The organism is Bacteroidales bacterium (genome assembly GCA_035299085.1).
GTDB lineage: Bacteria > Bacteroidota > Bacteroidia > Bacteroidales > UBA10428 > UBA5072.
Genome location: DATGXG010000064.1, coordinates 1 through 16,718, shown reverse-complemented (window position 1 = coordinate 16,718; position 16,718 = coordinate 1). Strand labels below are relative to the sequence as shown.

At 42.8% G+C, this 16,718-nt stretch carries 10 protein-coding genes; 5 read left to right on the top strand and 5 right to left on the bottom strand.

All coding sequences use genetic code 11. From position 1 onward, the window contains the following. Positions 1-6: 6 nt before the first annotated feature. The 5 genes from VK179_20930 to VK179_20910 form a co-directional block, all read right to left on the bottom strand. The gene (locus VK179_20930) at positions 7-3,228 is read right to left on the bottom strand and encodes a VCBS repeat-containing protein (GenBank protein ID HLO61228.1); all 3,222 of its coding nucleotides are present in this window, start codon (positions 3,226-3,228) and stop codon (positions 7-9) included. A 243-nt stretch (positions 3,229-3,471) separates the two neighbouring features. Further along, positions 3,472-5,103: a RagB/SusD family nutrient uptake outer membrane protein gene (locus VK179_20925; protein ID HLO61227.1), complete on the bottom strand. Its 1,632-nt coding sequence runs from the start codon at positions 5,101-5,103 to the stop codon at positions 3,472-3,474. Between the two features lie 21 nt (positions 5,104-5,124). Beyond that, positions 5,125-8,478 carry a SusC/RagA family TonB-linked outer membrane protein gene (locus tag VK179_20920; protein HLO61226.1) on the bottom strand — a complete coding sequence of 1,118 codons (3,354 nt, stop codon included), beginning with the start codon at positions 8,476-8,478 and terminating at the stop codon, positions 5,125-5,127. Positions 8,479-8,726: 248 nt separating this feature from the next. Continuing rightward, positions 8,727-9,854: a FecR family protein gene (locus VK179_20915; protein ID HLO61225.1), complete on the bottom strand. Its 1,128-nt coding sequence runs from the start codon at positions 9,852-9,854 to the stop codon at positions 8,727-8,729. 72 nt (positions 9,855-9,926) lie between these two features. Next, positions 9,927-10,493, bottom strand: a complete 567-nt coding sequence (locus VK179_20910) for an RNA polymerase sigma-70 factor (GenBank protein HLO61224.1) — start codon at positions 10,491-10,493, stop codon at positions 9,927-9,929. Positions 10,494-10,757: 264 nt separating this feature from the next. Between VK179_20910 and VK179_20905 the strand changes: the two genes are divergently transcribed. The 5 genes from VK179_20905 to hydE all read left to right on the top strand — a co-directional run. Further along, complete coding sequence (locus tag VK179_20905) at positions 10,758-11,003, top strand: TM1266 family iron-only hydrogenase system putative regulator (GenBank protein HLO61223.1); 246 nt, start codon at positions 10,758-10,760, stop codon at positions 11,001-11,003. 169 nt (positions 11,004-11,172) lie between these two features. Beyond that, complete coding sequence (gene hydG, locus VK179_20900) at positions 11,173-12,597, top strand: [FeFe] hydrogenase H-cluster radical SAM maturase HydG (GenBank protein HLO61222.1); 1,425 nt, start codon at positions 11,173-11,175, stop codon at positions 12,595-12,597. A gap of 242 nt (positions 12,598-12,839) precedes the next feature. After that, positions 12,840-14,282 (top strand): lyase family protein, encoded by a 1,443-nt coding sequence (locus tag VK179_20895; protein HLO61221.1) that lies wholly within the window; start codon positions 12,840-12,842, stop codon positions 14,280-14,282. A 3-nt stretch (positions 14,283-14,285) separates the two neighbouring features. Beyond that, positions 14,286-15,512 (top strand): [FeFe] hydrogenase H-cluster maturation GTPase HydF, encoded by a 1,227-nt coding sequence (gene hydF, locus VK179_20890; protein ID HLO61220.1) that lies wholly within the window; start codon positions 14,286-14,288, stop codon positions 15,510-15,512. Positions 15,513-15,536: 24 nt separating this feature from the next. Further along, positions 15,537-16,718 (top strand): [FeFe] hydrogenase H-cluster radical SAM maturase HydE (hydE, locus tag VK179_20885; GenBank protein ID HLO61219.1); only part of this gene is annotated, 1,182 nt, incomplete at its 3' end.

Here is a 16,718-nt window from a genome sequence, read left to right as displayed (position 1 = left end):
TTATCCTCACTTCAACTTAAATATCTGCATAGGTCCATTATTGTTTCCAATCAGAAGGGCTTTTATATTTTCTGAATTATCCAGGTGAATCTGCGAAATTGATTTCACATTGCCGGGTGCGAAAAATCCGGAAACCGCCGGAGGAACAACAGTGAAAGTACCTTTTCCGTCGCCTTTCAAAAATACACCTGCTCCGGCGTCATTTCGCGGCGTTACTACTTCCATATCAAAGAGGTTTCCTGCAGCAAAGATATCAAGGTTTCCGTCATGATCCATATCGCTGATCACCATATCATTTATAGCAGACAGCTGAGCTTCCCCAGGCAATGGTTTCATAATGAATTTACCGTTCACTGTATTTTCAAAAAAGCAGCTGGCGAATGTTTTTACAATCAGGTGCAATGATTTCTGAAGCGCTTCTTTACCATAAACATCAGAAATGGTGGCTTCAGCAAAACTTTTGTATGTAGGGAATTTCATTTCAAGTCCCGGATTCTGCATTAAATAGCAAGCTCTGCTTCGCACCGGATACTGTTTTTCACCCTGGTAATAACATAATGCAATATCCGAACGTCTATCCCTGTCAAAATCATCCGCATAAACGTCGAATGTTTTATCACCCGTTCTGTACCTTGAATTCAATCCAAAATTCCCGCCCACCAGGTCAATATCCCCATCTTTATCGAAATCCGCCCCCTTCAGGCTGAACCACCATCCTTCGGAGTTTTCGACCGGGGTGTTTTTAAATACTCCGTTTGTATTTTTGTAGATGCACACCGGCATCCATTCACCGGCTAATACAAGGTCAGGCCATTTGTCGTTATCGATATCACAACTGAAAGCGGAGGTTACCATACCGGCTTTCACAAGTTCGGGTGCAACGGTTGATGTAACATTGACAAATCGGATGGTTCCGTTTTCCGATTTGTTTTCAAGGATGAATGAGGGGGCAGCGTATGGGTATTTTCCCGGCACATGACGGCCTCCCACAAACAGATCGTTATCGCCATCCCTGTCATAATCAAATGCTACAACACATGATCCACTTATGGTTTCTGCCGGAAGGGCATCTGTACTTTTTATGAAAATCCCTTTGCCTGTATTGATATACAACCTGTCCTGGTATTGTGATGATTTTTCGGGAAACTCATTGCCACCACTCACAACATAAATATCAAGGTCACCATCGTTATCTGCATCAAAAAGCACAGTTCCGGTATCCTCGTATCCGGCATCTGTTTGCCACGGTCCATCCTGAATCGTGAAGGTGCCGTCTTTCCGCTGAACGAAAAGAGCTCCGGGGCTACCAATTGCATTGCCGATGAAAAAATCATCAAGTCCGTCACCGTTTACATCGCCGGTGGTGATATCTGGTCCTTCCGAAGAAAGTTTATGGGGCAGAAGAACCTGTTTTTCGAAATCATTAAAAAGGTTTTCCTTATGAACGAATTGAAGGTTCAGATCGGATGAAATATCAGTAAATGGTCTCTTGTCGATACCAGGTTGAGTAAGCACCTCGGCGCTATTGTAATTAAGTACCAGGTTAGTGTTCGTTTTCACATTGCGGATGACCTGGATTTTTCCATCAGGCCATTTCACAACGAGCGAATCAATATGAAGATGATTTCCTGTTCCAAAATAGATTATTGGCTCCATGGAGGATTCATAACCTCTTGAGAGAGTCATTTCAGATCTCTGCAGTTTACCTTCTATGTATATGGTGACACTTGCACCAATGCCCATTTTATTTGTTTCAGGCCCGTTAAGTAAAATCTTAAGAAAATTTCCCTTATTGGTTTCACGGGCGTTATTCCTGTAAATTACAGCCTTTGAATCGATATTGCTTACAACCAGGTCGAGATCCCCGTCATTATCCAGGTCGGCATATGCTGCACCGTTTGAGAAGCTTTTATCTTTGATTCCCCATGCTTGGCTGGCATGAGTAAATGTAAGATCCCCGTTATTACGAAAGATATAATTAACAAGAGGCTTTGAAGGCATATGTCTTACCTTGTCCAGCCAGTCAATATTTCCCGTTTTATTGTTGTAGTCGGGTTTTCCGATCTCATTAAAATAGTCAATGTTGTTTATATCTCTTCGCGAACCATTTGTAATGAATATATCTTTCCATCCGTCGAGGTCAAAATCGGCAAAAAGTCCTGCCCAGCTCCAGTCGGTTGAAGTGACATCTGCCATCCATGCGGCGTTGCTGAAATGAGGTATTCCATTGGCAAAAATTCCCCGGTTAAGCTGCAGGGTGCTGTAACGATATTGATAATGTAGTCCTTCGCGTATCATGTCATCAAAATCTTCCTGGCTCATGCTCGTCATGTTTTCCTTAGCCCTTTGGTTATCTTCGGGTGCCATGTCGATCTGGAGGATATCCATTAGCCCGTCATTGTTATAATCGGCAATATCGGCACCCATACCGTAAAAGGAAGTCTGGCCGGTGATTTCTGTTGTTTTGTCGGTGAAAGTGCCGTCGCCGTTATTGATATAATAGAAATCGGGACTTGTAAAATCATTTGAAACAAATAAATCCTGGTTGCCGTCCTGGTTGAGGTCACTCACGGTAGCGCTCAATGACAGGCCGAAATTCAACAATCCTGCATCTTCAGTGACATCCGTAAAAGGTCCGCTTCCATTATTCCTGTAAAGATGACCCGATTCAGAAGGTTTGGCATTTCTCATCATCTGCCTGTAATAATAGGGGGGTGATTTGAAGGATGTAATAGGGTAGTTGGCCACGTACAAATCGAGGTCACCATCGTTATCATAGTCGAAAAATGTTCCCTGTGTACTTTTGCCGTTATCATCAATACTGTATATTGCTGCTTCCTCTTTGAACACGGGTATTCCGTTTTCATTGTTTCCCTGGTTGATAAAAAGCATATTGCGACAGTTGTCTCTTAGCCCGGAAACACTTACATAGATATCCTTCCAGCCATCATTATTGATATCGCAGACCGTTGATCCCAGCATCCATCTTGTATCTCCTGCAGTATGGGATTCATCGGTAACATCCTTGAATTCCAGGTTGCCTGTATTCAGATAAAGCCTGTTTCCAACCATGTTACCGGTGAAATAGATATCGCAGAATCCGTCGTTGTTAAAATCGGCTACTGAAACCCCACCTCCCATATACATGTAGGAAAAAAGGAAGTAGTTGAAAGTATCGGATTCGGTTAATGCATTGTTGAAATCAATGTGAGTTTGTGCGGAGCTCATTTTGTGAAACAGGGCCTTGTTTTTTTCACAACTGCTGTTAAGAAATGATAGACAAATTATAATTATGATGTACGTATTTATCGGGAATCTTACCGGCATTATTCTCAGATTTTAGTTGTGAAATCGCTCTAAACTCAATTTAGTTTTAAAAATAGGGCGAAGTTTTTGACTTCGCCCTTTTTTTATTGATTAGTGTACTTTAACCCTTGCGTACTAACCACCTACGCAATATTATTTACAAAATTAATAGCCGGTATTTTGTTGTTCCGGACTAATATTTTCATTTACTGCAATTTCTCTGGCAGGAATGGGCCACAGATTATTTTTAGGTGAGGTAAATGACAAATTAGCCTGGTCGGCCTTTGGCGTTGTAGGTTTGCTCTCAAGCAAAATAAAATCTGAAAGTCTGTTCCATCTTACCAGGTCGCTGAAACGAACCTGTTCACCGCAAAGCTCAACTTTGCGTTCATGTTCCAGTGCTTTCATAAAATTAGCCGTGTTATCCACCGGATAATTGGTATTCATAGGGCCTGCGGTACCATATAAAGGCAAATCAACATCAGCTCTTTGTCTGACAAGGTTCATCATGTCAACAGCATCGGTAAGATGATCAGTATTGGCCAAACATTCCGCTTTCATCAGGATTACATCAGCCCAGCGAATAATTTTCATGTTAATGCCCGATTCATTTCCTGCAACAGCACCTTCAGTAGCAGCTTTATAATAATTCTGGTATTTTTTCCAGCCTCTTCTCTGATAATGATCAAGAATGGTTTCGCCATCCGGAGCATAAATAACGGCAGAATCAATTACCATGGTCATTGTATTGTTGTTATACAAATCACCTGTTTGATAGATGCAATAACCGCGTCTCGGATCGGTCTTTACACCGTTATCAGCAGCAGTTTCGAATTCATTCCACAGATCCTGTGACGGGAAAACATTGAACCAGTTTTTACAGCCATATTCCTGGCCTCTGAAAGTGGCTTCATTTTTACCTGCATCAGAACGGTCTGAATTCCATTGCTGGCCATAACCTGCGTTGATATCAAACTGAACTTCGAAAATTGATTCCTGGCCATTTTCATTTTCTTCAGTAAAGTTGTCGAAATAAACAGGTTCAAGATTGTAACCGGTGATATTATTAAATGCCTCAAGAGCACCCTGGTAATTTTTCTGGTATAAGCGTGCTTTACCTAAAAGCGCCCAGGCAGCACCTATGGTTGCTCTTCCTTTTTGTTCAACCGATTTATCAAGAAGATTTCCGGCAGCATTAATACAATCTTGTTCAATCAATGCCCAAACTTCAGAAGCTGATTTTCTTTCAACACCTTTAGCTTCGAGATCCTGGTCAATTCCATAATAAATAGGAACATCACCAAACTTGGTGACCAGGAAGAAGTAATACAGTGCACGCATGAATTGTGCCTCGCCCAAAAACTTATCTTTCAATTCTTGCGACATTTCTGAAAGAGGAATGACATCATTGATTTTCTGAGCATTGTTGATAACAAAATTGGCTTTGTTAATGCCTCTATAGCAGGAATTCCAGTATGCTTCGATCAAACCATGTGAAGCATCGAAATCGAAATTCAGCCATTGGCGTTTATCAGCTTCCTGCTGAGGATTACATGTATTTTCATGAGACATGTTGTCATTTCCATACCACATACCACGGTTGTACATACCGGTAGTTTGCAAACTACCATAAATGGAATTTACAGCTGATTCAACCTGAATCGGTGTTGTAAAATACGTTGAAGGAAGTAGTTCATTAGGATTCGTAAGTTCCAATTTATCCGGGTTGCAGGAAAAAATCAGAACCAATGCACTGAACAGTAGTGCCGGTGAAGAGTATTTTTTGAAACTTTTCATAATATAAATCTGTTTAAAAAATTAGAAGGTAATCTGGAAACCAGCAATTACTGATTTTGGAATAGGATAGTTTCCGACATCAATTCCATTTGCATAGTTCTGTGTAGTACTTACCGGAACACCAATTTGACCCAAAGTCGTACCAGCAGTTGAGTATGAACCAACTTCAGGATCTAAACCGGAATACTTGGTTATGCAAATTAAATTCTGGGCACTTACATATATCCTGAGTTTAGTGACTTTATTCTTCAAAATACTTGAAGGAATGGTGTATCCCAGGGATATGTTTTTGAGCTTGGTATAAGCACCATCTTCAATATAGCGGTCAGATGCTTTAAGATTATCTCCTACCACTCCGGCTCTCGGCATTGTAGTTGATGGGCTGGTTGGAGTCCATCTGTGGAGAACTTTCGGGCTGGCATTGAACAATCTGGGCATGCCCTCTAAGTCATATATATTGGTATTGTAGATTTTATTACCATATACTCCGCTGATAAATAAATTCAGATCAAATCCTTTAAAGGATGCATTCAGATCGAAACCGAGTGTCATCTTTGGGAATGGATTTCCGATGTTGGTTCTGTCAGCTCCGGTGATCACACCATCATGATTTGTATCCTTTATCCGGAAGTCCCCGGCAGAAGTTGATGTAGTCATTGCACGTTGGCTTCCATCCATGTAATCAAGAACTTCCTGTTCTGACTGGAAGATACCGTCGAATTTCCATCCGTAGAAGAAGAAAGCAGGCTGACCAATTTCATTCCTGTTCAGATCTTCGCCTTCAAAACCAAATCCTGAGATATATGGATTACCACCCAGTGATTTCACTTCATTTTTAAAGGTACCGAGATTTAAACCGGCTGACCATTGGAATGCACCTTCGAAATCGTTGTATCCCAACTGCAGTTCAAAACCTTTGGTTTCCATGGAACCGGCATTTCTACTTGTCGTACCCTGGAAATCACCAAATGACAATACATTACCAACCTGCATGAGAAGATCGTCACTTTTATTCATATAATATTCAGCAGTCAAAGTAAACTGATTTCTGAGCAAGCCCAAATCGATACCGATATTGGTCATAGTTGTTTCTTCCCATTTCAAATCAGGATTAGCCTGACCACCCGGGGTTGTACCTTGAACAGCCTTGTTATCAATAACATAATACATATCTGAAGTAAGTGTTGCGATATAGGAATAATCCTTAATCTTATCATTACCGGCCTCACCCCAACTGCCTCTTAATTTCAGGTTGCTGATGACAGGAATACTTTCCATGAATGATTCTTTAGCTATATTCCATCCGGCAGAGAATGATTTAAAGGTACCCCATCTATTGTTTTTACCGAACCTGGATGAAGCATCTGTTCTGATAGATGCAGATAACAGGTACTTATCTTCATAGTTATAGTTTACTCTTCCAACATAACTGATTCTGTACCAGTCAGTGGTTGTTGAACTCAATGAAACATCAGTATTGTTAAGTTCAGGAACAAAGTCGGTAATCTTATTATGTGAATTGGCATTCAGCACAGTGGAATGTGCCGCGTTATATTCGGTAAGTGCCAATACTTCAAAATTGTGCTTGTCTGCCAGTGTTGTATTCCAGGTAAAGCCATTGGTAAACAGGAAAGAAGTATAATTAGCCCTGTTTTTGAATGTGCTTGAAAAAGGTTGCCGATGCGTAGTACCAGTCAGGTCATCATCATTGTATGAAGGATAGAACTGATTGTCAACCAGCCTCTGATCCTGAAGGCCAAGATTGGTTCTGAATTTCAACCCCTTGATAATTTCCAGTTCGCCGTAAATATTACCAAGGATATCCATGGTATTGCGATTACGACGGTTTAATTCCATAATTCTTACAGGGTTTTCAGCATCCTGTCCGTCAATATCATTTGAAGGACCCTGATACCCGCCTCTTTTATTTTCATGATTATAAATAGGCAGGTAAGGTGCGATTTTAATGGCATGTTCCAAAAGTGAACGACCGCCATTATCAGCCAAAGGATCTTGTGAACTATAAGATAAGCTCAAATTCTCACCTATTTTAAGTCTGCCTTTGGTGTAATCACTGTTAGCTCTGAAATTGTATCTTTCCAAACCTGTCTTAATAATGATACCTCGTTGATTCAAATAGCCGGCCGATAATCTGAAGCTTGAATTTTCGCCACCACCGGTAACGGAAAGATCATAGTTTTGCATAGGACCTTTCTGATAGATTTCATCCTGCCAGTCGGTTTCGCCACCATTAGGTCTGTCAGGACCAATACCTGCAAGACGGTTCGTGTAAACCAGATTATTTGGATCAGAATAAATTTGAGGAGTTGCAAATGCTCCGCCCCTTGCATATTCTTCATATTGTGCAGCATTCATCACATCATATCTGGCATTGCTATATTGAACACCGGTATAGCCTTCGAAATTAACCAAAACCTTACCGGCTTTACCTTTTTTAGTGGTAACCATAATAACGCCGTTTGATCCCTGTGATCCATATATGGCTGCTGTAGAGGCATCTTTTAATACTTCAATAGATTCAATGTCAGAAGGACTGATGTTGCCGATGTTTGTAGTAATAACACCATCAACTACATAGAGCGGATTGGCATCATTAACGGTGCTGATGCCTCTGATCCTCATTGTAGGCATAGTTCCGGGCGCACCATTGGCAATAACGGTCAAACCGGCAGCACGTCCCTGCAAGGCCTGATCAAGACTTGCTGAGGGTAATGCAGTAAGCTTTTCAGAAGAAACAGAAGCGATAGCACCTGTTACTTCGGTCCTTTTCTGTGTACCGTAACCTACTACAACAACTTCCTCAAGATTGGTTGCATCCGGTGCAAGGGCAATATTGAGCATGGTTTCATCACCAACTGTGATTTCCTGTGCTACATATCCAATGAAGCTGACAATGAGAACATCGCCTTTTTTGGCTTCAAGGCTGAATGCGCCGCTTGCATCGGCAGTGGTACCCATGGTTGTTCCCTTGATTTGGATGTTGGTTCCCGGAAGAGGTTCCTTGCTGGCTGCATCAGTAACAGTTCCTTTTACGGCAACCTGCTGGAGGTTTTGTTTCAGGGTAAGAACAATCAGGTTATTGTCAAATACTTTATACGTGATGTCAGAAGATTCGAAAAGGTGTTCCAGTATCTGTTCTACATTTTCATCCTTAACGTTCATATCAACCACTTTGTCGATATAAGCGAAATCATCATTGTAAAAGAACCTAAACTCACTTTTTTGTTCGATAAACTGGAAAACTTCACGCACGGTCTTTCCGTTCAGATCTACAGTAAACCTGGTGTTCTGTGAGTACACAGAAGCAGACAGGTTTAATGAAAGAAACATTAAAAAAAGTGCTGATAGTCTCATAATTAGGATTAGTTTTTTAAGCTTTCTTTTGGGAAAGAAAACTTCGTCAGTCGAAATGTTTTTCATAAATTTGAATTGTTTGTTAGGTTTGACATTTTTATACCGGACGATCCGCTAAATTGTACCGGCATAATTTATGTTTGACTTGATTTTGACTGGGGAATAGATCTTTATCTATTCCCTTTTTTCATTTATTTGTCATTTCATACGCATTTGTTTTTAGTTAGTAATTAGGGCTTTTTGCATGGTTATTTCTTTTTCATGTGATTGCTGAATTTCTTGGTCATCTGTTTGTTTTCCGAAATGATTACAGTCTTACCCTGTAAGTCATAATCAATTGGTGCTGAAAGTTTAATGAAATCCAGCACCTGGGTTAAGGTTTCATTTTCAAGTGTTCCTGTAAACCGGAATTGTTTTAGTGATTCGGATTCAAAAATGAACTTGACGTCATACCTGCGTTCAAGCTTTATTAACAGGTTACTTAATTCTTCGCCTTTCAGGATCAGCCTGTTGTCTTTCCACGAAACAATCGGAACAGGATCTACTTTCTCTGCGATATAGATAATGCCTTTCTTAAGTTTAAGAACTTCCGGTTTTGTTTCTCTTACAGCCCTGAGATCTTCGATTGTCAGCTTCTTGTTGTTCTTCACGTAAACAGCTTTCTGGTTGGGCTCCAGGTATATCGATTTTCTTAACTTTTTATTTTGCGAAATCATTATTTTCCCTTCTACCAGGGTGGTTTCAATAATGCCTTCGTCATCATAAGATTTTACATTGAATTCGGTCCCTACTGCACGTATATTGAGATCTCCGGTCTTTACATTAAAGGGAAGCGCAGGGTTTTTTGCCACTTTAAAATAACCTTCTCCCGTGAGAATAATATCGCGGTTATCATGGTTAAAGACATTCATGTATCTGAGTGTACTGCCGGCATTAAGCCAAACTGTGGAACCATCGGGCAGAACCACTTCAGAGTGTGCACCGAGAGGGGTTCTGATCTCATTATACGCAATTACCTGGCTGTCAGGCTTCCTGTCAAATATATAATAAGAGGCAATTCCGCCTAAGATGAGTGAAGGAATCAGGATGGCTGCAATCCTTAGAATTTGCCGAACAGGTGAACGGCGTTTTTTTATAGAAGGGAGAACAATCTGAGAATCATCGATCCTGGATTCAATGGACTTAAAAATTTTACTGAAATCAGGTACCGATGATGACTGCTGCAATGTGAAGTTTTCCAGGTCCTGTTGAAGATACCTTTTTATATAAGATTCATATTTCCGGTCAGCAAAATAGCGTTTGACACGTGCTAATTCCTCAGCTGTACAAGAGTTTTCCTTATATTTTCGGAGAAGTTCCTTGAGTTCTGGAAGCATGCTGTATTAATGTGGTTAACCATAATTAATACAACACCGGGGGATCAACTACTCACTTACTGATAAAAAAAATTATTCGGCAATAAGGGATTCCTGCCTGAGTTTTTCACGGATGTATTTAAGAGCCCTGTAGATCTGGTTTTCAACAGACCGGATGGATAAACCGAGCTGATCGGCTATCTCGGCATGACACAGTCCTTCTTTGCGGCTTAAACGGTAAATCAGCTGCTGCCTTACAGGAAGTTCTTCAACAAGTGTATCCACAATTTCCTCAAGATCATTGGCCATCAGCAGCTGTTCATCATAATCGTCTTCAATCGACTGTTCAAAAACAAGATGTTCGGCATAACGCTGTTTAACCGACTGATGCTTGAAGAAATTATAGATATGATTAACTGTGATCCGGTACAAATAATGCCGAATAGGATAAGCATCATTCAAAAGGTCCCTGTTTTCCCATAATGCAACAAATACGTTTTGAATGATTTCTTCGGATTCGCTTGATGAATGCAGGTAACCGAAAGCAAAATAATAGAGCTTTTCTTTGAACTGATTGAATACCAGTTCAAAAGCTTCTTTGTCGCTTTCCTGAAGCCGTCTGATTAAGGTTTCATCACTATTTGAAAACCGCCTGGTCAAAGTCGTGAGAATTAGTGAAGATGTTAGGTGCTTATACAAATATAAAAAACATAATTCATACGACAATCAAACTTAGTGTAAAAAATACGCTAACCATGGAAAATTTTTGTCAAAATTATTTTTAAGCACCAAATTAAATTTCTATTGTGATTAAAATAACAGAACTTTTTTTACCTTTGATGCGATCATTTTCTGCGCGGTCCCTGAGCTTGTCGAAGGGCAACAAAGAACCATAAAAATCAATCTGACCCAAAGGAAATTCCAATGGAAAAGAGAATCGGAGCCATCATTATCCTTGTTCGGGAAAAAGACAACGTTCAGCAACTCAACGCCATTCTTTCAGGCCATTCATCCGTGATAATAGCCCGTCAGGGCATTCCTATCCGTGATCGTGGAATCAGCGTAATCTCACTTGTTGTGGAAGGTACCAACGATGAAATAAGCACTCTTTCGGGCCAACTGGGCCGATTGGATGGTATAACCAGCAAAACGGTATACGCGAAAGAATGACAAAGAAGGAGAGTGGGAGAACGGGAGAACGGGAGAACGGGAGAACGGGAGATAAGTCCCATAGGTCCTATAAGTCCCATGGGTCCCAGACCAGAAGACCAGAAGACCAGCAGGCCAGCAGACCAGCAGACTAACAGACTAACAGTCTAACAGACTAAACAGCTAAATAATGAAATTCAATCCCCAACAATACCGCATCCCGGATGAGCCTATGAAACCTTTCATTGATGCGGCTGAAATTGAAATGCTTCTTGAAAATGCAAAACCGGACAAGGTTATTGTCAGGGATATCATTGCCAAGTCGCTCGACAAACACCGGTTGAGCCTGGCCGAAACAGCCATGCTCATCAATGCACGTGATGAGGAATTGGTGGAAGAGATCCGGGATGGTGCACACCGCCTGAAAAAAGCCGTATACGGCAACCGTATCGTCCTGTTTGCTCCGCTGTATATAGGGAACAAATGCACGAACAATTGCCAGTATTGCGGATTCAGGGTGTCAAACAAAGACCAGGTACGCACTACACTCAACACACATCAGATCATCGGCGAGGTCATGGCTCTTGAAGACCAGGGACAGAAACGACTGATCCTTGTTTTTGGTGAACACCCTGATTACGGCCCTCAGTTTATCGCCGATGCTGCCCGCACGGTTTATTCTGTTAAAAAAGGAAACGGTGAAATCAGGAGGGTTAATATCAATGCAGCACCTCTTGATATTGAAGGATTCCGGATTGTTAAAGAAGCAGGAATCGGAACCTACCAGATTTTCCAGGAAACTTACCATCCTGAAGCATACAAAATATACCATCCTTCAGGCAGGAAAAGGGACTATGAATATCGCCTTACGGCGCTCGACCGCGCACAGGAAGCCGGTCTCGATGATGTGGGCATTGGTGCGCTTTTCGGCTTATACGATTGGCGATTTGAGGTTATGGGTTTGCTTCGTCATACGAACCACCTGGAAGCTTGCTATAACATCGGCCCTCATACCATTTCATTTCCAAGGATCAAAGATGCTTCATCGGTTGGTGAAGTTAAATATGCCGTAAGTGATTCCGATTTCGCCAGGATGGTGGCTATTCTGCGCCTTGCCGTGCCCTATACGGGAATGATACTCACAGCCAGGGAGCCTGCTCATATTCGCACCGAACTGATGAAATACGGCATATCACAAATTGATGGCGGTACAAAAATTGAACTTGGCGCATACTCTGATGTTGAGAATGAATCGCAGGACCTTAACAGGGAACAGTTTAAAATCAACGACGACCGTTCGCTCGCCGAAGTAATCGATGAGCTGATTGAAACAGGGCACATCCCCTCATTCTGTACGGCTTGTTACCGCCTGGGCAGAACCGGGGAGCATTTCATGGAGTTCTCAGTACCGGGCTTCATTAAGAATTTCTGTTCGCCCAATGCCATGCTTACGCTTGCCGAATACATCGAAGATTACGCATCACCCGAAGTGGCTCAGAAAGGCTATGCCATTATAGAAGAAAATATTAACCAGCTCAACGGAAACGTCCGCATCGACGAACTCCGGAACCGGCTGGAGAGGATTAAGGCAGGGGAGAGGGACCTTTATTTTTAAGTAAGGAGTAAGGAGTGGGAGAATGGGAGAGTGGGAGAATGGGAGAATGGGTGAGTGGGAGAATGTGTGAGTGGGAGAATGGGAGAATGGGTGAGTGGGAGAATGGGTGAGTGGGAGAATGGGAGATAGGTCCCATATGTCTCATAGGTCCTATAGGTCCCAGACCAGAAGACCAGCAGACCAGAAGACCAGAAGACCAGCAGACTAACTAACTAACTAACTAACAGACTAACAGACTACTCATGCGAACCGAACAAGATTTTCTTGGAGCTGTGCAAATCCCTGATGACGCCCTATACGGCATCAATGCAGACCGTGCGTCCCGGAATTTTCCCGATGCCACGCGGTTTTTTCCTGAATGGTACCAGGCTCTGGGTTCTGTTAAAAAAGCCTGCTATATTACCTATAAACATTACGCTGAAACGGTTCATCAGAAATACCCCGGAAAAATCCTGCCCACTCCACTTATTGATCCATCTGTGATTGATGCATTGATTGAAGCGGCCAATGAAGTGGAACAGGGAAACCATTTTGATCATTTCATTGTTCCGGCAGTCCAGGGCGGCGCAGGCACAAGCATTAACCTGAATGTTAACGAAATCATCGCCAACCGTGCACTTCAGCTCACGGGTAATCCTCCGGGAACTTACAAACTTATTGACCCGATTGAGCATGCCAATATATTTCAGTCTACAAACGATGTCATTCCTGCTTCCCTGCGTGTTGCGATAATGCGACTCCTGAATGATGCCGAAGCTTCTGTAAACAGCCTGCGTTCAGCCATGGAAAAGATCGAATCCGCTTCGCGCGATCACATTCGTATAGCCTATACCGAAATGCAGGAAGCGGTGCCTTCAACATACGGACGTCTTTTCAGTACATACAATGATGCACTGTCGCGCGACTGGTGGCGCATATCAAAATGTTCTGAAAGAATCAAAACTGTTAACCTGGGAGGCAGTGCCATTGGTTCCGGAATTACGGTTCCGTCCCAATTTATCCGTGACGTGGCCCGTACTCTCCACCAGGTAACGAACCTGCCAGTCAGTCGTGCCGAAAACCTCAGTGATGCCACAAGCAACCAGGATGCACTGGTTGAAGTGCACGCTATCCTGAAAGCTCACGCGGTAAATCTTGAGAAAATAGTGTCGGATCTCAGGCTTCTGTCGTCCGATCTTTTCAGGAACCGTGAAATTGAAATTCCGAAGTTGCAAACCGGCAGTTCCATTATGCCTGGAAAAGTAAACCCGGTTATTCCGGAGTTTGTTGTAAGCGCTGTTCACAGGGTATATAGCAACGACAGCCTGGTTGCCTCGCTGAGCGGCCTTGGAAACCTGGAGTTAAATGCTTATCTGCCGTCAATAGGACATGCTATGATAGAAAGCCTGAAATTGCTTATAGCAGCTGATCATTCGCTTGAAGTGAATATGATTGCGGGTTTAAAACTTCACAAATCCGGTTCGTTTGAGAATATGCTCGGCAATCCTTCAGTCACCACCGCCCTTGTGCCTTACATCGGCTATAATAAGGCTGCCCTGCTGGCCCGTGAAATGAAAAACAGGGATATAAATATTTTTGAAGCGAACCGGCAACTGAACATAATCGAACAGGGCAGGCTCGAACGGATAATTACACCTGAAAATCTTATCCGCGAAGGTTTTTCATTAAATGATATGGTAGAATAAGAAATGGATAAAGGAAGAGAACATAAACCTCATATCGGGATTTTTGGCCGCAGGAACTTCGGCAAAAGCTCCCTGATCAATTCACTGACCGGGCAGGATGTTTCCATAGTATCTGAACAGCCGGGCACTACAACCGACCCTGTTAAAAAATCGATTGAGATCGAAGGCGTCGGACCTGCCATAATTATCGATACAGCCGGAATTGACGATACCGGTTCCCTTGGAGAACTCAGGGTTAAAAAGACAAAAGAGGTAATGCAGATTATCGATCTTGCTTTGTTGCTGGTCAACGGCAATGCATCTGGATCCTTTGAAGAGGAGTTAACTGAATCGTTTTACGACTCAGGTGTGCCCTTTCTTTTCGTTCATAATAAATCGGATCTTGTTCCACTTGATCCGGATTTCAAATCGAAACTTGAGCAGCTTTATAAGGTGCCTGTGATCGAATTCAGTTCGGTCGATAACCGGAATCTGAAGGAACTTGTCGGCACAATTAAAAAAACAATGCCGGAAACGGCCTGGCGTAAACAGTCGCTGCTGGGTGACCTTGTGAATTACGGTGATATAGTATTGCTCATTACACCGGTGGATACTGAAGCACCCGAGGGTAGGCTTATCCTTCCACAGGTTCAGGCAATACGTGATGTGCTCGACAATGACTGCATTGCCGTGGTTCTTAAAGAAAGAGAACTGGATACTTTCCTGAAAAGAACCGCTGTCAAACCCAAACTTGCCGTTTGCGATACTTCAGTTATTTTAAAGGCTGATGCCTCAGTTCCGGACAACATTCCACTTACCGGGTTCAGCATCCTGCTCGCCAGATACAAAGGCGATTTTGAACATTATCTTGATGGCACTCCTGCCATTTCAGATTTAAAAGACGGCGACAGGGTGCTGATGCTCGAATCATGCACGCACCATGTTTCATGTGACGATATCGGCCGCATGAAAATTCCCAGGTGGATGAGCAGTTTTACAGGAAGAAAACTTGATTTTGACGTGGTATCCGGACTGAATCACATTACACGACCGATTACCGATTACGCGCTTGTTGTGCAATGCGGAGGCTGCATGATTACGAGGAAACAGTTGGTGAACCGGCTCAAACCTGCAATCGATGCCGGTATTCCTGTTACCAACTATGGCATGGCCATAGCATACATGCAGGGGGTTTATGAAAGAGCTATCGCCCCGTTCCAACCCGCGTCATTCCGGGGAAGCAACCTATAAGAAACCGTTAAAGACAAATTTCCTATGCCGACGAAGCATTCAGCCAGCACAGGCACAACTCAAAAGATAGTACAGATTCTTAATAAGGAATCCCTATCCCGCTCCGATATCGTATCCCTTCTATCCACCCAGGGGCCGGATAAGACTTTGCTATTCGAACACTCTGCCAGGATAAAGGAGCAGTATGTAGGGAACAAGGTGTATTTCAGGGGACTTATCGAATTCTCCAATATATGTCATAAGAATTGCCTTTACTGTGGAATCAGGCATGACAATCCCCATGTAAAGCGCTACAGCGTTACAGACGACGAGATTTTGGATGCCGCACGCTTTGCCGCCGATAACAACTACGGATCGCTTGTCCTTCAATCGGGTGAGCTTGAAACGCTCGGATTCACCCGCCGGGTTGAAAAACTACTGAAGGATATCCATAAGGCAACCCAAAGCAAGTTGCGGATAACTCTTTCATGCGGAGAACAGGAAAAAGCAATATATAAGAAATGGTATGAGGCCGGGGCACAAAGGTACCTGTTGCGCATTGAATCATCCAGTCAGAAACTGTATGAAAAGCTTCATCCCAATGACGAACTTCACAGTTATAAACGACGGCTGAAATGCCTTCACGATCTTCAGAAAACAGGTTACCAGGTTGGTACCGGTGTTATGATTGGTCTCCCGTTTCAGACCCTCCAGGACTTAGCAGACGACCTGCTGTTCATGAAGAAATTTGATATCGACATGATCGGCATGGGACCTTACCTTGAGCATGAAGATACCCCTTTTTACGCCCTGCGTCATTTATTAATTCCCCTTGAAGAGCGCTTTCAGCTTGCCCTTAAAATGGTGGCCATACTCCGCATTATGATGAAAGACGTGAATATTGCTGCAACAACGGCCTTGCAGGCTATTGATAAACTCGGCAGGGAAAAGGCGATAAAAATAGGCGCAAACGTAATTATGCCCAATATAACTCCCGGAAAGTACCGCGACGATTACCTTCTATATCAGAATAAGCCTTGTACCGATGAGAATCCGGATGACTGCAAGTCATGTCTCGAAGCCCGTATAGCTTTAGCCGATAATGAAATCGCCTACGGTGAATGGGGTGATTCAGCACATTACAGCGAGAGGAATGAGAGGAGAGATGGGGAGACAGGTAGAGGGGGAGATTGGGAGAAGGGGAGAAGGGGAGAAGGGGTGACGGGG

What these genes read in the sequence shown, in the direction of transcription:
- VK179_20930 (HLO61228.1), bottom strand. Translation starts at nt 3,228, where the DNA reads ATGAGCTCCGCACAAACTCACATTGATTTCAACAATGCATTAACCGAA.
- VK179_20925 (HLO61227.1), bottom strand. Translation starts at nt 5,103, where the DNA reads ATGAAAAGTTTCAAAAAATACTCTTCACCGGCACTACTGTTCAGTGCA.
- VK179_20920 (HLO61226.1), bottom strand. Translation starts at nt 8,478, where the DNA reads ATGAGACTATCAGCACTTTTTTTAATGTTTCTTTCATTAAACCTGTCT.
- VK179_20915 (HLO61225.1), bottom strand. Translation starts at nt 9,854, where the DNA reads ATGCTTCCAGAACTCAAGGAACTTCTCCGAAAATATAAGGAAAACTCT.
- VK179_20905 (HLO61223.1), top strand. Translation starts at nt 10,758, where the DNA reads ATGGAAAAGAGAATCGGAGCCATCATTATCCTTGTTCGGGAAAAAGAC.
- hydG (HLO61222.1), top strand. Translation starts at nt 11,173, where the DNA reads ATGAAATTCAATCCCCAACAATACCGCATCCCGGATGAGCCTATGAAA.
- VK179_20895 (HLO61221.1), top strand. Translation starts at nt 12,840, where the DNA reads ATGCGAACCGAACAAGATTTTCTTGGAGCTGTGCAAATCCCTGATGAC.
- hydF (HLO61220.1), top strand. Translation starts at nt 14,286, where the DNA reads ATGGATAAAGGAAGAGAACATAAACCTCATATCGGGATTTTTGGCCGC.